Below are 16,052 nucleotides of genomic sequence, written 5' to 3' on the forward strand. Positions count from 1 at the left end.
ATTGAGTAAAACGAGAACGCCAGCCGGAGAGCTGAATATCAAACTATCGAACCTTTTCCTCCTATTACTACTTGTGAGCGGACTGATGGCTTGCAAGGAGGATACACGTACCACGGAAGGAAATGAGGAATCCATGGAACACAGGGAAGCAACGGTTCAGTTGACTCCCGAACAAGAGGTCATTACGGGCATACGTCGCGGAACTTTCGTCAAACAGCCCCTGACCAACCTGGTGAAAGCACCCGGATTTATCGACTCCCCTCCCCAGTACAAAGCCACCATCAACTCCTTTACCACGGTCTTTGTCGAAAAAATCCACTTTATTGTGGGCGATCCCGTTAGCAAAGGCCAGGTAGTAATCACCGCTTCCAGCCCTGAATTTGTATCCATGCAGCAGGAATACCTGGAAACCCTCAGCAGCCTCGCCAACCTGGAAAGCGATTTTGAACGAAAACAAAGCTTGCGGGAGGATAACATCTCTTCCCAAAAAGAACTGGAAGAAGCCCGGGCGGCATTTCAGGCAGCCAGGGCCAAAAAATCCGCCCTTCAAAACAACCTGAAACTGATGGGAGCGGACATTTCTTCCCTGGAACAGGGTAACCTACAGTCAAAAGTGCTTTTAAAAAGCCCGATTTCGGGTAAAATTTCCGCTTTGCAAACATCTGTCGGGCAGCACAGTGCGCCGCATGAGGTGCTGATGGAGGTGATCAACAGCGAACACCTGCATGTGGAGATGAACGTATTGGAACAGGATATTCCCAGGGTGATGGAGGGACAGGCGGTGACCTTTACCTTACCTGATTTTAAAGAGCAATTGTTTTACGGGCACGTTTACCGAAAAGGAAATACCATAGATCCCAAAGGCCGGTTTGTGCAGGTGCATGCGCATTTGGATACTGAAAATGATTCCTTCCTGCCGGGAATGTATATCAATAGTTATATAGTAGTGAGCCAAGATTCTGTATGGACCGTACCTTCCGGATCTATTGTCCATGAAGGAAGCGAAACCTTCCTTTTTGTATTACAGGATAGCAAGCAGGAAGGGAAAGTTTATCAACGAAAGCAGGTTCGAACCGGAATCGAAGCCATGGGCTACACCGCCATCATGAACCCAAACGAAGCCCTATTTAAAGATAGTGTGGTGGTGGCGGGCACCTATTATTTATCCAATGCTCTGAACGAAGCCGGAGGGCACGACAACTAAATCAATCAAAGCTAATATCCGGTAAAGCCTTAACCTGGATCAATTGACTGATAAAGCCTGTATGAGCAAAGTCCATCCGAATACCCTGCCATACATAATTTTTTCTGGGTTTTACCTTTCTTGCATCAAGTCGCACCGGTTCTGATTCACCTACCGGTAGCCACCGTCTATCAGGATTCGAGTCTTCCGAATGGCCCTTTTCTGAAAGAAACGGTATAGGATATAGAGCGCATCGTCGCAGACCCAATCACAAAAATTTATTCCATGATTCAATCGCTGAAATTCTATTCTTTTGGTCTTCTTTTATCTGTCTTTGTTTTGCCCCTGGCGGCCCAGCAAACCCTCTGGGAACCGGTAGCCGATAAGGTATTCCTCCAGGAAAAAAGTGAAATCCTTACTACCCCATCAGCCGTTACACAGGTAGCCATTTTATCTGGCCGTTCCTATGCCGTTTTGGATGGAAAACTTCAGGAATTGAAAGCGGACGGGCTCCAGCCGGTATCCGAGGGTCCGGCGGGAATAAGCAAGTTGGAGGTATTGGACCATTCGGCCTGGGTGATGGCTTCCTCCGGGTTTTACCGCTTTGCCGGCAATTCCTGGGAGAAACTCAGTGATGACAACTTTGTGGATGTCTGCCTGCATCTGGGCAAGGTGCACGCAGCCACCCGGGATGCCATATATGTATATGAACAAGGAAAATTGACCGATATTGAGCCCAATGGGGGCTACCTGTCCAGTGACGTAACCATGCTGATGGAGGATGGCACCCAGCTACTGGCCGATCCGGTGAAATTGGGTCCCATTACCTCCATTGCCAGTTACAGCGGTACCCTGCATGTCCTTCGACCCGGGCAACTGGTGCAGCTTTCCGGCAAGGTAGTCAACGAGCACCTGATCGACTGGGGCAATCTGCCCTCCAAAAATACTGGTGAACTGCTTTCCATGGGCAGCAGGCTGTTTATCAGCACGGACCGGGGATTAGGTGTTCTCCGGGGTGCTTCCCTGCAATCCATCCAGGGAGCCGATGGACTTCCGGTGGAAGAAACCCGGCAATTGGTGCAAGGGTTTGACCGGGATGTATGGATCGGCACGCCCAGGGGAGCGATACGGATGCTAGAGGAGGACTGGCATTATTTCGGTGCCGACCACTGGCTGCCGGACAATCGGGTCAACGACATAGCCGTGGCCAAAAACGAAGTACTGGTGGCCACGGAAGGCGGCATTGGGATGATCCGCTACGAACCGTTTACCCTGAGGAAAAAGGCCGACCACTACGAATACTGGTTGGAGAATTGGGGCCATAAGCGCATGGGCTTTATTCACACCATCCGGGATTACCAGGGGGAATGGGTACGTGAAATCAGTGATAACGATGGTGCCCATACGGCCACCTACCTTTCGGCAATGAGCTACAAATACGCCGCTACCGGAGAGGAAACGGCAAGGAAAGAAGCGGTGGATGCCTTCCAGGCCATGTTGTGGCTGGAACGGATCACGCCAATCGATGGCCTGATCGCCCGATCCATCTGGTCCCGCAAAGGAGATAAAGGCGCCATGGGCCAACGGGGCTCCGGAGGCTTGCCAGCCAAATGGAATGCCACGGCAGACAGTTTATGGTACTGGAAAGGCGATGCCTCCAGCGACGAGATCATCGCCCATTTCTACAGCGTTTCATTGTTTCATGATCTGGCGGCTGACGGCAAAGAAAAAGAACTGGCCAAAGAACACATGCGCCGCATCGCCGGATACATCATGGAAAACAACTGGGTGCTGATCGATGCGGATGGGCAACCCACCCGTTGGGGGCGCTGGAATCCGGAGTACCTGCTGCGCCCCTACGGCTGGTCCGACCGGGGCGTGAATGGGCTGGAAGCATTGGCTTTTTCCTATTCCACCTATGCCCTGACCGGGGAAGAACGCTTCAAGAAGGGATACCAGCAATTGGTAGACTGGGGCTATGCGGAAAATACCATCAAGCAAAAAAACACCTTCCCTCCTTCCCAGATTGCGCCCTGGGATGACAACCTGGCCTTTGAAGCCTACAATACCTTGCTGCGCTATGAGAAAGATCCCATACTACGCTCCTTTTACCTGAGAAGCCTGGAGCGTACTTTTGAAATCAAGCGCATGGAGAAGATTCCCTGGTTTAACTTTACCTACGCTGCCATGACCGGCAATGATGCGGATTTGGATGCTGCGGTACAACACCTGCGGGAATGGACCCTGGACGCTATCGAACACAATTTCCGCAATTCCCACCGGGATGATTTATTTGTGGAAGAGGGCTACACTTCCTATGAAGGTGGGGTAAAAGCCATTTCCCCCCGGGAAGCGGCGGTCACCCGAGGTGCCAGAAGGGCCATTGTCTTGGATGGCGGTCAAAACAGCAAGCGCATCATGGAGCCGGTGGGCTTTATCCGGGATTACTGGATGGGCCGGCACTACGGCCTGATCCTGGCCCCTGAAACAAGTGATCCTAAATTGTTGGAGGTAGATAAAAGTTCAGGGGAAAAAGTTGGAGCTGCGCCTTATGATGGGCCGGATCGGCCGGATTTTCTGTAAAATCCTTGGTAGTTATTCTTAGTCAAGATCAAGGACAATACGAATATTTTCCCTAACCTGAACCGTTAATTCATCTGGTAATGTACCCAACCTTTTGGTAAGCCTTCTATTATCTATTGCCCTAACCTGGTCAATCATAATATCACAGGGTTGATTCAGATTTGAAACACCCTTATTCAAATGAACCCTTAAAATCTCCACATCTTCTCGCACGTTTGTTGTGATTGGACAAACAACCGTATATGGATGAGGGATTTTATTAAGAAGGTTTGTTTGAATGACCAAAACGGGCATTTTCTTTACCGGTTCAGTTCCTATTTGAGGATTCAGGTCTGCAACCCAGATTTCAAATTTCTTAATCGCCATAATCAATGGCTTCAAAATCCCTGAGGATTTCCATCGAATCCGCTTTTACCAGGTTTGATTCAATTTTCAACTTCTTCTCAAGAAGCTGCTTACGTTGAAATTTATTGTAAAAGGCGATTGCTTCGTTAATGTAACGATTCCTGGGTTGCTTCATTCGCTCACGTATTTTTTCGGTTTCACGAAATACCAGGTCGTCAATTTTAAGGGATATATTCTTCATGATATTTTTATACCATAAAAGTATATATTTTTAGTATATCATTCAAGTATTAATTATCTATGCCAACTCAACGGGTTTTTGTCAGGGATGTAATTCCCTGAAGTAATTTCCTTACCATGCTGACATGATGCAATTTTTTGGTTGCAAAATAGCTTGATTGCAGTGGGGGTTGGAAGGTTTCGGTGTAGGCCATTAAGGCTGTCATTAACAGGAAATTTACTACCCAAGCAAACACGAAGGTATGCAGGCCCTGCCAGCTCGCTATCCCTACTATGCCCGCAGCAACAAAAAGCCAGGTAAAACCTACGAATGCGTATTTTTTGAGACCTTTCTTTTCCATAGAGCCTGGCGGATCAATTAGTTAAGGGTGGCCAAATCGTTTTCAGGAAACGGCGGTAAACCCGAATGGAATCTCCTACGGTGCGGCACCTTCACACCCCAAATTGGGTCAGGTGGTGGTCCAGGTGCTTGTAAAACATATTGTTCCATTCGTCTTTGGACAATTTACCGAAGGACAGGGATTCCTTTCCATCAAAATGACTTTCTCCCAACGCTACGGTTTTGTGCAAGTACTGGATCAGTCGTACTTTCTCTTCCTCAAAATCCCGCTCATCTGCGATGATAAACGCCGGTGCCGTTTGAACATTCTTTTTGTAAGGGGTTTCGTTCACCACCATTTTTTTGACAAAGGCTTTGAGGATTAATCCCATGAAGAAATTGGGTTTGGGATGCTTGTTTTCATAAGCCATCTCATAGGTGACGTTGCAATGCGCCAGCATTTGAGCCACACTCATTTTTCCCCATTGTGGCTGGGTACTGGGTGTCAGGGAGTCAATCCTCCGGATCAGCTCCGCTGTTACTTCTTTGTCGAAAATAGTGGGAAAAGCCATCTTAAGTTTAATTGGTTTCAATTTAACGTATTTGTAAGGGTGCCGACCCATAAATCAAACCGCTCAACCGCAATAAATAAAATGGAAAAAAAATTTCCAAATGGTTAAATAATATGTGGTCCGGAGATTGAAAGTTAGGGTTAAGAATCGAAATGGGTCTTGCACAATTGAAAATTTCCAAATTAGAAATAAATTGCAAAGGGTTTCACAGCAAGGCCGCAAAGAAGCGCATCTTCCGCAGTGAGAGGCAATCCATGAAACTTGACAACTAGATTGCCTGATTGTCTTCGGGCAAATAAAAGCTGAAACATGAACCTTCGCCAAATATGCTCTGCGCCTGAATGTTTCCCCCGTGCAACGCTACGATTCGTTTGCAAATAGAAAGTCCTAGCCCGGTACTTTTCTCAGAGCCGGTCGGTAAGGTACTGGTTTTTTGAAAAGCAGAGAAAAGTTTGTCCATGTCTTCTTCGCGAATACCCTGGCCTTGATCAAAAACGCGGAAGTATAGCTGACCTTCCTCCAATTCGACCACCAATCGCACCGTTGTATCCCTATGCGAATACTTAATTGCATTGCTTAGCAAATTATCCAGAACCTGTTCGACCCGTTGGGGGTCGAAGGTCCACGAATCCGGACCATCGAATTGCAATTCAAGCAGAATGTCTTTCTTCTCCGCAGACCGCCGGTTCAACCGTATCACCTTGTCAAGAAATCCTTTTAAAGGCACTACTTTTTTCTCAAGAACAAGCTGCCCCGTCTCGATTGCAGAAACATCAAGCAGATCATCAATCAATCGCAGTGATTTCTCAGCTAGCTCATCTATAAGTTTAAGAAACTCTTTCCTTGTTGCGGTATCAGTCGAATCTTCGGCAATCACATCATGGCACATCTTGATGGTTCCAAGGGGTCCTCTGAGATCATGAGCCACCATACCAATCATATGGTCCTTCTCCTTGTTGAGCTTAGTCAGTTCAATGGTGCGTGCTTTGACCCGCTTCTCGAGATCCTTGTTTGCTTCCTGCAATTGGTTCACAAGCTCCTTATTACGAACAATTAAATTGTGTCGCTCAAAGGCTTCGCGAACGATTGTATCAAGCTCAAGGGGATCCCAGGGCTTGGAAATATATCGAAAGATATTCCCCTCATTTATGGCTTCAATTACTGACTGGATATCGGCATATCCAGTCAACAAAAGGCGAATGGCCTCCGGATAGTCATTTTTTACTTCATTAAAAAAAGCTGAACCGTTCATACCCGGCATCCGCTGGTCGGAAATAATGACCTGAATTGGATGTGCTTTCATCAATTCGAGTCCTTCCTTGGCACTGTGGGCGATATGAACCTGGTAATTTCTGCGAAATTGCCGTCTCAATGAACTGAGTATCGAAGGTTCATCGTCAATGATAAGTAAGTTGTCGTCCTTGTCCCTATTTTTATCGATTTCAGTGCTATTTTCATTCATGAGTTCATGCGTTTTTAGGTAAACTGATGGTGAAGGAGGTTCCTTTTCCAACTTCACTGTCAACGGTGATTTTTCCATTATGGCCATCTGAGATAATCTTGTAGGCAATCGACAGTCCCAAACCGGTTCCTTCGCCTACTGGCTTTGTCGTAAAAAAAGGATTGAAGATTTTCTCTTGAGTATCCGCATCCATCCCGATACCATTGTCCGTAAAGGTTAAAATCAGCGCATCTGTCGTTTCTGAACCTTTAATTTCGAGGCGGCCATCCTCTTTCACCGCCTGAGCCGCATTCATGATCAGGTTAAGGAAAACCTGATTCAATTCAGACGGGCGGCATTTAATCGGGGTGAGATCATTAAGCTGACAGTCTATTACCAAACGATTCCTAACAACGGACCCTGCAATCTCCAGCGTACTCTCGATACACTCTTTCATTGATGCGATCTTCTCGTCTGCTTCATCCAGCCTGGAGAAATTACGTAGGCTCCCAACAATACCCTTGACTCTCTTCAACCCGTCGATTGAACTATTAATCAAATCATCAAGATCCTCCGAGATAAAGTCCACATCTGCCTCTTGGCTAAGTTTCCTGGCCATTACTTTCAAATCCTCATTGCCGGAGGTGTCAACAGCCATATTTAATTGTTCATAAGCATCTTTCAGGTCTTCAGCCATCTGTTTGAGCGCATGCATATTGCTTGCAACAAAAGCCACTGGATTATTTATTTCGTGTGCAACCCCGGCCACCATCTGCCCTAATGCGTTCATCTTCTCCGAATGGATCAGCATCGATTGCGTTTCCTTAAGCGTCTCCAGGGTCTTTTCCAGCTCAATTTGCTTGGCGGCCGTTTCCCTACGCACCTCCTCCCTGTCTGTTACATCGTTTTGAACGCCAACAAAATGAGTAAGCTGGCCCTCTTTGTCTCGAATCGGAGAAATGATTAAGTCATTCCAGAAAAAAGTGCCGTCTTTACGGAAATTTTTTATCAGTACCTGGCAGTGATTACCTGAATCCAGCGCCTCCCGAATAATATACCTGGCTTTCTGATCACGATTTTCACCCTGAAGGAATCGACAGTTCTTGCCCACAACCTCCTCCTCCAAATAACCACTCATTTCACAAAAAGCCCGATTCACATAAATCAACGGCATATCCGGTTTACGTGCATCCGAAATAGAGATACCACAACTCGTAGACTCCATGGCTGCATCATGAAGTTTCAGCTCTTGTTGGATAACGTTATAATCCTGGGATTCATGTTTTTTCATAATGCCTTATCATATTTTATAGCCTCAAAATTTCCACACCTAACTCCAAAGGACTCACTACTATACTATTAGGATGACATTACAAATATAGTGATGATGCATCATTACCTACGGCGTACTCCGTATCTATCTCCTTTTTTTCATCACCAATACAATAGCGGATTGCCCGGTAAACAGCATCAAAATAAAGCTCATTCCAACTAATGCCCACTTTCTTTCTAATACCAACCCAAAGTTTGATTGAATTTTTGAACTTCTCACCTTAGGAAGATTTACAAATTGTCAAAACATATATCAAGTGACTGATTTACAGTAGGTTTAACCTGAAGAATAAATGTCTTAATAAATGAACAGAATCAAAGCCTGATAATTTTTTCTTCCAAAATAGATCTCATGATTTAAATGTCGTGCAATTTCACCCCACAATTTTTTTAACATACCAAAGTTATTTATTCATGAACAATGAGCCCGAAAATAGCTGTTTAAGGCTTTCTGTAACGTTTAAATAGCTCAAAAACCAAAGGACTACCCGTAGGTGTAGGCTTGACACCAGAATGGATAGTAAATAAAAAAGGCCAATATACAAGCCCATATCACATGTTCAATTTTTATGCTTGGGGAACCCCAAATTGGGTCAGGTGCTTGTCCAGGTGCTTGTAAAATAGGTTGTTCCACTCTTGTTTGGACAACTTGCCGAAGGACAAGGATTCCCTTCCTTCGAAATGGTCTGCTCCCAACTCCACGGCTTTATGCAAGTACTGGATCAGTGGCTCTTTTTCCACAGCAAAATCCCGCTCATCTGCGATAACTATTGCCAGTGCCGTTTGAACGTTCTTCCTTTACGGCGTTTTGTTCACCAGCATCTTTTTAATAAATACTTTGAGGATCAACCCCATTAAAAGTCCTCCGATTTCGTATATTTTCTTCGGATGGTTTTTTCAAGGGACACCAGCACAAACAGGCCCACACCTGCCCCCAACACCCTAATCCAGGAATCCAGGCCAATGGGGGCCGAGTGGAACAAGGCATTCATCACCGGCGCATGAATAAATACAAGTTGGAGCAGCAACATGGTGAAGGCCCCCACATACACCCATTTGTTGGAAAACCAGCCGATTTCGCGGACCGATCTTCGCAAAGAGCGGCAGTTAAACAGGTAGAAGCCTTCCAGCACGATAAATACCGTGGTGGCCACCGTCTGGGCTTCGGCCAGGCTGGCTCCCAGGGATAACTCGTAACGAAACAGCAAAAACGAACTGAGCATCAGCAAGGTCCCGACCAAGAGAGTCCGCATGATCAGGGGAAAGGTAAGGATGGGTTTGTCCGAGGGGACGGGGGGTCGGTCCATGATGCCCTTTTCCTTGGGTTCGAAGGTAAGCATCAAGCCCAGCAACACGGCAGTGGTCATGTTGATCCAGAGAATCTGCACCGGGGCCAGCGGCAATTGGGTACTAAAGGCAATGCTGGCAAGGATGACCAGGGCCTCTCCCAGGTTGGTCGGAAGGGTCCATACAATAAACTTGGTCAGGTTGTCCAAGACCCCCCTTCCCTCTTCCACTGCGGCCTCAATGGAAGCGAAATTGTCATCTGTAAGCAACATATCGGAAGCATCTTTGGCAACTTCTGTACCTGTAATACCCATGGCTATTCCGATATTGGCCTGCTTTAAGGCCGGCCCGTCGTTGACGCCGTCACCGGTCATGGCCACCACCTTGCCACTGGCCTGCAGGGCTTTTACCAGCCGGAGCTTCTGATCCGGGCTGACCCGGGCAAAGACCGCCACCGCTCCGGCCACTTCCTGCAATTCCTCGTCCGAGAATCCCTGCAGTTCCAGCCCGGTAAGGGCCAGGAGTCTTCCGTTTTCGGTTTGGCCCCGGATCCCAAGTTGCTCGGCGATGTTGGCTGCGGTAAGGGCATGGTCGCCGGTGATCATTTTTACCTGTATGCCAGCCTGCTGACAAAGAGATACGGCATCTACCGCTTCTTTTCTCGGCGGATCAATCATGCCCTGAAGTCCGGTAAAGACCATGCCTTCGGACAGGTCCTGCTGGTCCAGTTGCCGTTGGTCAGGCTCGCTGATTTTGAAGGCAAAGGCCAGGACCCGCAGGCCTTCTGCAGCCAATTGATCGGCGGCCTGCTGAACAGCGGAAAAATCTAGGGGAACGATTTCTCCGGTTTTGTCCAGCGCCCGATCCGCACAGCGGAGCACCGACTCCACCGATCCCTTTAAGAAAATCACCGTCTGATCTTCGTGCCGGTGCAGGCTGCCCATGTATTGGTTTTCGGATTGAAAGGGAACCTCGTCCAGGCGGGGATATTGCGGATCGATTTGCTGCCGGGAGATACCGGCTTTTTCGGCGGCACTGATCAGCGCTGCCTCGGTGGGATCGCCCTCCACCGTCCACCGCTCCCCTTCTTCCACAATGCGGCTATTGGAGCAAAGCAGCCCTGCGGTCAGCACCTGCTGCAAGGCCGGCTTTTCGGAAAGGCCCACCGTTTGCCCGTTAAAAAGCACGTTTCCTTCCGGATTGTAGCCTATCCCGGTAAGCTCAAAAGCCTCCCAGCCGGCCAGGATTTTTTGAACCGTCATTTGGTTTTCGGTGAGCGTTCCGGTTTTATCCGAGCAGATCACGTTGGCGCTGCCCAAGGTTTCCACCGCTACCAGTTTGCGGATAATGGCCCGCCTTTTGGCCATCTGGGCCACGCCAATGGCCAGCATGATGGTCACCGCTGCCGGAAGGCCCTCGGGTATGGCACCCACCATCAGTGCCACGGCCACCATAAAGGCATCGGCCAGGCTCTCTCCCCGCAGGTAGGCCAGGGCAAGGATCAGCAGGGCCAGGCTCAAAATGACCCAAAGTAAAGTATGACTGAATTTTTTGATTTTAAGGGTCAGGGGGGTATCCAGTTCTTCCGCAGAAGCGATGGATTGGTTGATCTTGCCTACCTCCGTGCGGTCACCGGTAGCCACTACCAGGCCCTTCCCCGTTCCGTAGGTCACTACCGTGGTGGCAAAGCCCATGTTGTGGCGATCACCCAGCAGGGCATCCCCAGCTGTGGACTCCGGATTTTTTTCGGTGGCCACCGACTCTCCGGTCAGGGCCGATTCGTCCACCTGCAGGTTTTTGACGGCGAACAGGCGCAGGTCGGCGGGGATTTTATCCCCCGGCTGCACCAACACGATATCCCCGGGAACCAGGCCCAGGCTGTTTATTTCTGACTGCCTGCCGTCACGAATGACGGTGGCCCGTGTGCTCATGCTTTTGGATAGCGCATCGATGGCCTTCAGGGCCTTGGTTTCCTGTACATAACCAATGATGGAGTTGATCAGCACCACGGCAAATATGACGGCGGCATCGGTGTATTCCTCCAGGAGCAAGGTGAGGGCGGTAGCGCCCAGCAAAATATAAATCAGGGGTTGGTGAAATTGAAGCAAAAAGCGAACGAGGCTGCTCTGGCTTTTTTTGGTGGTGATCCGGTTTTCCCCGTACTGCTGCAAACGTGCCTGTACCTCATCGGGCGAAAGGCCCTGTTGCAGGTTGGTTTTCAGCGCTTCTGCTACCTGCTTGTAGCTTTGTGTATGCCAGTGGTGCTGCTTGTGTTCCATTCCTATTTTAATTAACCAAAAGTCGAAAAAACCAATGGTGAATATACCCCAAAAAATAGAACGAATCAAACGAAGACACTTTTCCCGGAGCGAAGCGTTGAGTTGAAATTTACGGAATTCAAAAGCCTTACCGTCCTTCAGCCCGATTGCATGCAATGCTCACAAATACCGGCTAGTTTGCATGCCTTCCGACGAACCTATATTTTTCGGCTTCCTTGGGATTACACCAAAAAGGCGATAATTTTACAGCATAATTGCAGCAGATATGGGTAGAAAAACAATCGATTTTGGAGAGACCTTAGATCGGTATATTGATTTGGCCGTAAAGCAGGGTGGGTATAAAACCGAACCTGAATACCTACGGTATTTGGTTCGCAAAGATGAGGAGCACAACAGGGAGTTTTTGATTACCAAAGCGGCCATTCAGGAAGGGCTCGAGAGTGGTGTCCGTTCTAATATCAGGACTGCAGAAGAGATCGTGAAATTTGCCAAAAAAAGAACGCTGGGAAAAACCGATGTAAAACAGCATGGCTAATTACGTTTTGCCTGTCAAGGCAGACGAAGATATGGACCGTATTGATACCAAATTGAATTTTCATCCAAATCCTGCCTGCCAATTATAGCCATGATTTCTACCGCATTGTTTTCAATTCTGAAATAGATGCTATCAGCTCCAAAACCATTGTGTTCACAAAAAATACGACCCCGCTGGGGTCTTGGGTTATTCCTATCGCTTCGTGCTATAAACATGTGACCTCTCCGAGGTCTTCGCTTATCAACCCCTTACCATCCAACGCTACCAAGCATTGCCCAAGTAAAATCTGTTGGGTAACGTCCATCCACAATGCCCATTCACTACCCGATCCCAGAGGGATCATAGGTTTATAGCAATACGTACATTAATTCCACGGCACGACCCCAATCGGGTCGAATTCTCCTCCGTTCTACCTTTCCCAAAAATGATGGGCATTCAACAATAAAATTGGATCGCTTCAATAAATCTATCCTTTTCGGCTTTGGCGAGACCTTAGACCGGTACATTGATTGCAGTACCTGTGAAGGAGGTCGTAGGTAATATTTTAAATTTCACCTATCTTTGAAATATGACTGAATTGATTCAAAATAAACTAGATGAAATAATTGCAGCGTGTAAGCAACATCACGTTGAGGCTATTTCTGTATTTGGATCAGCTGCAAAAAATACCATACATGAAGAGAGCGATATAGACCTGCTGGTTGAATTTTCCGATGATATTGATGTCTTGGAATATGCCGACAACTACTTTTCTTTGTTAGATCAGCTTCAAGAAATTCTTAGTAGAAAAGTAGATCTTGTGTCCAGCAAATCACTTAAGAACCCCGTACTAAAAGAACAGGTTCTTAAGTCAAAAGTGAAATTGTATGCAGCCTAAACTACTCAAATACATGCTAGATATTGAAAGCGTTATTGAGGAGATTGAATCTATTAAGCAAAAAACCCAAAACGACTTCCGAAATTTTTCTGATGATATCATTTTGCAGCGGGCAGTTGAGCGGGATTTAGAGATCATCGGAGAAGCGACAAGGAAAATGATGGAGATCAACCCAGCCCTCCAAATTACCGCTTCTAAAAACATCATCGGATTAAGAAACATTATTTCGCACGCTTATGACTCGATTGAACCTGAGATGTTGTGGGCAATAATTCAAAAGAACATTCCTGTTTTAGCTGATGAAATTCGAAAAATAAAAGATAAATAATCACTGGTTTTCTTTTCAGACCAAATCAACTTTAACCGTATCATGGAGAATGATCCAATGCCCCACCTGGGTGTAGAATCCACTACATCCAACTATCTCTTACCTCCTTTGCACTCGTAAACTGTTTTAAGCCATTTGCAATGGCCTAAGATTTAACCAAAAAGCAAACAAAATTCCGAACACTTTTTGGCCGAAATTTGAAGGAGGTTCCAAAACCATTGTGATCCCGAAAAATACGACCCCGATGGGGTCGTGAGTTTCTCCTATCGCATCCAGGCTATAAACATGCGACCTCTCCGAGGTCTTACCTTGTCCAATATTCATCCTGCCAAACGCTACAAGCATTGCCAAAGCCAAATCTTTTGAGGAACGTCCATCCACAATGCCCATTCACTACCCGATCCCAAAGGGATCATAGGTTTATAGCAATACGTACATCCATTCCACGGCACGACCCTAACAGGGTAGAATTCTTCTCCAATCTGCCTTTGTTGTTCACGTGCTTGTCGGATTAAATCGTTGACGAGCTCACTTTTGCTGGAATACTCTTCCCTATCGACCTGGGCTTTGAGCCAATCGTCGTTTGGTTTGGTTAAAGAAATACGCTGTCTTGCCATGGTTTTATTCTTTACTGGAATTGTTGATGCAACATTACATCATTTCAGTACCAAAAATAATTCTATCCCTATTTTGTCGTCTACTATATTTCTAAAAAAAATCCGGCCAAATTTTTTCACCTTAAAAGGTAATGCCATTTGTGTTGATTAGTGGCACGTTCACCCCTCCTCCACAATGACCACCGAATCGGTATACTGCCAGGGACTGATCAGTTCCATCCAGCCGGACCAGTTCCTGCTGCCTTGCTCCCGGTACTCGCCGGTGAAAATATTGAACCAGGTGATTTTCATCTTTCCACTGTCCGGCTTGGGAAGCACTGCATTGACCCGCTCGCTGTCTTTGGAAATAAACATCAGGTACAAGCCCTCCCCATTGCTTAACGCATAGCCATTGGTGGCCAGGTTGTCCGTTCCTACCCGGCTATTGGTAGTAATCTTGGGATAGCTGGGTTGCAGCTCGTTGAAGTTGTATCGGGTAAACAGGCCGGCGAGGTGCTTGTAGTAGTCAAACCGCGGCGGCTCAAAATCCTGTCCCTCCGCAAAAGGATCGTGGACCACGATGTTCCAGGAGCTGTTCTGCCAGTAATAGGAACCGTACACCCCGGCAAATACGCATTCGTAGGTCCGCACCAGGCAGGTTTCGGGGCTGGTATAATTGCCGACAAATGTTTGGTAGGGGCCAGTTTCGTAGCCCCCGTGTTCGATGTTGACCACCGGCTTACCGGCATGAACGGCCCTTCCCTCCAGCATCAGGGAATACAGATTGGAACGCCAACTCTGAATGGAAATAAAATCCACCAGCTCCCCGTAACGGGAATTGAATTCGTAATCGTGCACGGTGATCAATCGGTTGTATCGGTCCTTTTCCCGAATCCGGCGAATCCGTTCCTGAATGTAGGGCGGATCGGCCCGCTCGTAATCCAGTGCTTCTTTGGAAACATCCCAGATCACGTTGGAAAAGGCCTGGTAGCGGTGAATGATGTAGTCAAAATACAGGTTGTCCCCATGGGAGTACATTTCCGGCCAGTTGACCAATTTGTTCCAGACATAAATCATCAAGTGGGCATCCAACCCTTTGCGTTGCATGCTGGCCAGCACCCGGTCCCAATGCTGAAAAAGGTCCAGGTTCAGGCGACTAAAATCGGGGTTTTCATTGCTGCCTTCCCAGGCGGTATAGGGTGGTTTGCCGTAGAAGTACTTTTCCGGCACATCCTCGGCCACTCCCCAACCCACATCGTAGGCGTAGATATTTGCCACCACATGATTGAATCCGTTTGCTTTGACCTGATCCAATAGTTGCTCGGTGTTGGGCAGGCCTGCTTCGTTGCCGTAGTCCAGGGCAAACAGCCAATCCAGTTCAAATGCCAGCATAAAATGGGGATCGCCGTTCTCGTAGGCAAAGGCCTGGGGATTTTCCGGATCGATGCCCACCGCTCCTTTTTGCTCGGGCCGGGAGTTGGGTTGCACCTGTAGTTCCCCGGTCCGTCCACTGAGTTTGGGTTCGGAGGAATAGGTGACAAAGTGCCAGGTGCCTTGCTCGGCAGCCGAAAAGCGGCTGATCCATTCGTTTCCGCCATTGTAAAAGCCGGTAAGATCCAGGACCTGCCCATCGGGTCCGGTATAAATGGCCCCGAATGTGATGTCAAAGGGATTGGTGCCGGGATCGATTTTGGCGGAAAAGACGATATCGTTTACCTGCCATTGATCGATTTGTAGCAAGGCTCCCTTTTTGAACGGGGAATTTTGGATTTGAGCTATAGAAAAGGATGGGAGGATCAGTAATCCTACAAAAACGAAAGAAAAAGCTTTTTTCAACATGATCCAATCAGCTATATTTTATGTATACGGTATACTTTTTTAAATATAAGCCATTTTATGCTGATGACCGAAAAATACCTGGGTTTTAATTCGGTTACCTGGTAGCAACTTGTGTAGGTAGCTGGGGATACGAAAGGGTTGGTGGTTTGTGTAGGTTCGAATGGTCGGGATGGGCTCGAAAAAAAACCTTTCCCTCCGCCGCGGCGGAGGGATTTGTGCGCATTCGGGTGTGCTGGAATTCCAAAGCCTTGCCGTCCTTCAGCCCGATAAAAATATCTGCGGTCAGCAGCAGATCT

Annotated in this window: 14 protein-coding genes; 5 read left to right on the top strand and 9 right to left on the bottom strand. The window is 47.5% G+C overall.

Going from position 1 to position 16,052, the window contains the following annotated elements; all coding sequences use genetic code 11:
* Position 1 precedes the first annotated feature (1 nt).
* Entirely contained in the window at positions 2-1,204 is a 1,203-nt protein-coding gene (locus GL182_RS06660) for an efflux RND transporter periplasmic adaptor subunit (RefSeq protein ID WP_163378864.1), read from the top strand.
* Positions 1,205-1,468: 264 nt separating this feature from the next.
* On the top strand, positions 1,469-3,766 hold the full coding sequence (locus tag GL182_RS06665) for a hypothetical protein (protein ID WP_205603595.1): 2,298 nt from the start codon (positions 1,469-1,471) through the stop codon (positions 3,764-3,766).
* A gap of 18 nt (positions 3,767-3,784) precedes the next feature.
* Here the strand turns inward: GL182_RS06665 and GL182_RS06670 are convergent, their stop codons facing one another.
* The 8 genes from GL182_RS06670 to GL182_RS06705 form a co-directional block, all read right to left on the bottom strand.
* Positions 3,785-4,132: a type II toxin-antitoxin system PemK/MazF family toxin gene (locus GL182_RS06670; protein ID WP_163378865.1), complete on the bottom strand. Its 348-nt coding sequence runs from the start codon at positions 4,130-4,132 to the stop codon at positions 3,785-3,787.
* On the bottom strand, positions 4,122-4,352 hold the full coding sequence (locus tag GL182_RS06675) for a hypothetical protein (protein WP_163378866.1): 231 nt from the start codon (positions 4,350-4,352) through the stop codon (positions 4,122-4,124). The genes GL182_RS06670 and GL182_RS06675 overlap by 11 nt, the downstream gene beginning before the upstream one ends.
* 67 nt (positions 4,353-4,419) lie before the next feature.
* The gene (locus tag GL182_RS06680; RefSeq protein WP_163378867.1) at positions 4,420-4,692 is read right to left on the bottom strand and encodes a hypothetical protein; all 273 of its coding nucleotides are present in this window, start codon (positions 4,690-4,692) and stop codon (positions 4,420-4,422) included.
* Positions 4,693-4,783: 91 nt separating this feature from the next.
* Positions 4,784-5,263 carry a DUF1569 domain-containing protein gene (locus GL182_RS06685; protein ID WP_317167790.1) on the bottom strand — a complete coding sequence of 160 codons (480 nt, stop codon included), beginning with the start codon at positions 5,261-5,263 and terminating at the stop codon, positions 4,784-4,786.
* A 247-nt stretch (positions 5,264-5,510) separates the two neighbouring features.
* On the bottom strand, positions 5,511-6,704 hold the full coding sequence (locus tag GL182_RS06690; protein WP_163378868.1) for a hybrid sensor histidine kinase/response regulator: 1,194 nt from the start codon (positions 6,702-6,704) through the stop codon (positions 5,511-5,513).
* A gap of 4 nt (positions 6,705-6,708) precedes the next feature.
* A complete protein-coding gene (locus GL182_RS06695; RefSeq protein WP_163378869.1) occupies positions 6,709-7,974 on the bottom strand; it encodes an ATP-binding protein in 1,266 nt (421 codons plus the stop codon).
* A 608-nt stretch (positions 7,975-8,582) separates the two neighbouring features.
* Positions 8,583-8,756 (bottom strand): hypothetical protein, encoded by a 174-nt coding sequence (locus GL182_RS06700; RefSeq protein WP_163378870.1) that lies wholly within the window; start codon positions 8,754-8,756, stop codon positions 8,583-8,585.
* Between the two features lie 113 nt (positions 8,757-8,869).
* Positions 8,870-11,581, bottom strand: a complete 2,712-nt coding sequence (locus GL182_RS06705) for an HAD-IC family P-type ATPase (RefSeq protein ID WP_163378871.1) — start codon at positions 11,579-11,581, stop codon at positions 8,870-8,872.
* 265 nt (positions 11,582-11,846) lie between these two features.
* On the opposite strand from GL182_RS06705, the gene GL182_RS06710 reads away from it, so the two are divergent.
* The 3 genes from GL182_RS06710 (at position 11,847) to GL182_RS06720 (ending at position 13,321) form a co-directional block, all read left to right on the top strand.
* Positions 11,847-12,116, top strand: coding sequence for a type II toxin-antitoxin system ParD family antitoxin (locus tag GL182_RS06710; protein ID WP_163378872.1), 270 nt, complete (start codon positions 11,847-11,849; stop codon positions 12,114-12,116).
* Between the two features lie 568 nt (positions 12,117-12,684).
* Positions 12,685-12,993, top strand: a complete 309-nt coding sequence (mntA, locus tag GL182_RS06715; RefSeq protein WP_163378873.1) for a type VII toxin-antitoxin system MntA family adenylyltransferase antitoxin — start codon at positions 12,685-12,687, stop codon at positions 12,991-12,993.
* A 13-nt stretch (positions 12,994-13,006) separates the two neighbouring features.
* Positions 13,007-13,321: a DUF86 domain-containing protein gene (locus GL182_RS06720; RefSeq protein WP_240469711.1), complete on the top strand. Its 315-nt coding sequence runs from the start codon at positions 13,007-13,009 to the stop codon at positions 13,319-13,321.
* A gap of 776 nt (positions 13,322-14,097) precedes the next feature.
* On the opposite strand, the gene GL182_RS06730 is transcribed toward GL182_RS06720, so the two are convergent.
* Positions 14,098-15,756, bottom strand: a complete 1,659-nt coding sequence (locus GL182_RS06730; RefSeq protein WP_163378875.1) for a DUF5060 domain-containing protein — start codon at positions 15,754-15,756, stop codon at positions 14,098-14,100.
* Positions 15,757-16,052: the final 296 nt, after the last annotated feature.

Source organism: Cyclobacterium sp. SYSU L10401 (genome assembly GCF_010993705.1).
Lineage (GTDB): Bacteria > Bacteroidota > Bacteroidia > Cytophagales > Cyclobacteriaceae > Cyclobacterium.

Coding starts and splice junctions, on each gene's coding strand:
- GL182_RS06710 (WP_163378872.1), top strand. CDS start 11,847: ATGGGTAGAAAAACAATCGATTTTGGAGAGACCTTAGATCGGTATATT.
- GL182_RS06730 (WP_163378875.1), bottom strand. CDS start 15,756: ATGTTGAAAAAAGCTTTTTCTTTCGTTTTTGTAGGATTACTGATCCTC.
- GL182_RS06690 (WP_163378868.1), bottom strand. CDS start 6,704: ATGAATGAAAATAGCACTGAAATCGATAAAAATAGGGACAAGGACGAC.
- GL182_RS06665 (WP_205603595.1), top strand. CDS start 1,469: ATGATTCAATCGCTGAAATTCTATTCTTTTGGTCTTCTTTTATCTGTC.
- GL182_RS06720 (WP_240469711.1), top strand. CDS start 13,007: ATGCTAGATATTGAAAGCGTTATTGAGGAGATTGAATCTATTAAGCAA.
- GL182_RS06695 (WP_163378869.1), bottom strand. CDS start 7,974: ATGAAAAAACATGAATCCCAGGATTATAACGTTATCCAACAAGAGCTG.
- GL182_RS06670 (WP_163378865.1), bottom strand. CDS start 4,132: ATGGCGATTAAGAAATTTGAAATCTGGGTTGCAGACCTGAATCCTCAA.
- GL182_RS06675 (WP_163378866.1), bottom strand. CDS start 4,352: ATGAAGAATATATCCCTTAAAATTGACGACCTGGTATTTCGTGAAACC.
- mntA (WP_163378873.1), top strand. CDS start 12,685: ATGACTGAATTGATTCAAAATAAACTAGATGAAATAATTGCAGCGTGT.
- GL182_RS06705 (WP_163378871.1), bottom strand. CDS start 11,581: ATGGAACACAAGCAGCACCACTGGCATACACAAAGCTACAAGCAGGTA.
- GL182_RS06680 (WP_163378867.1), bottom strand. CDS start 4,692: ATGGAAAAGAAAGGTCTCAAAAAATACGCATTCGTAGGTTTTACCTGG.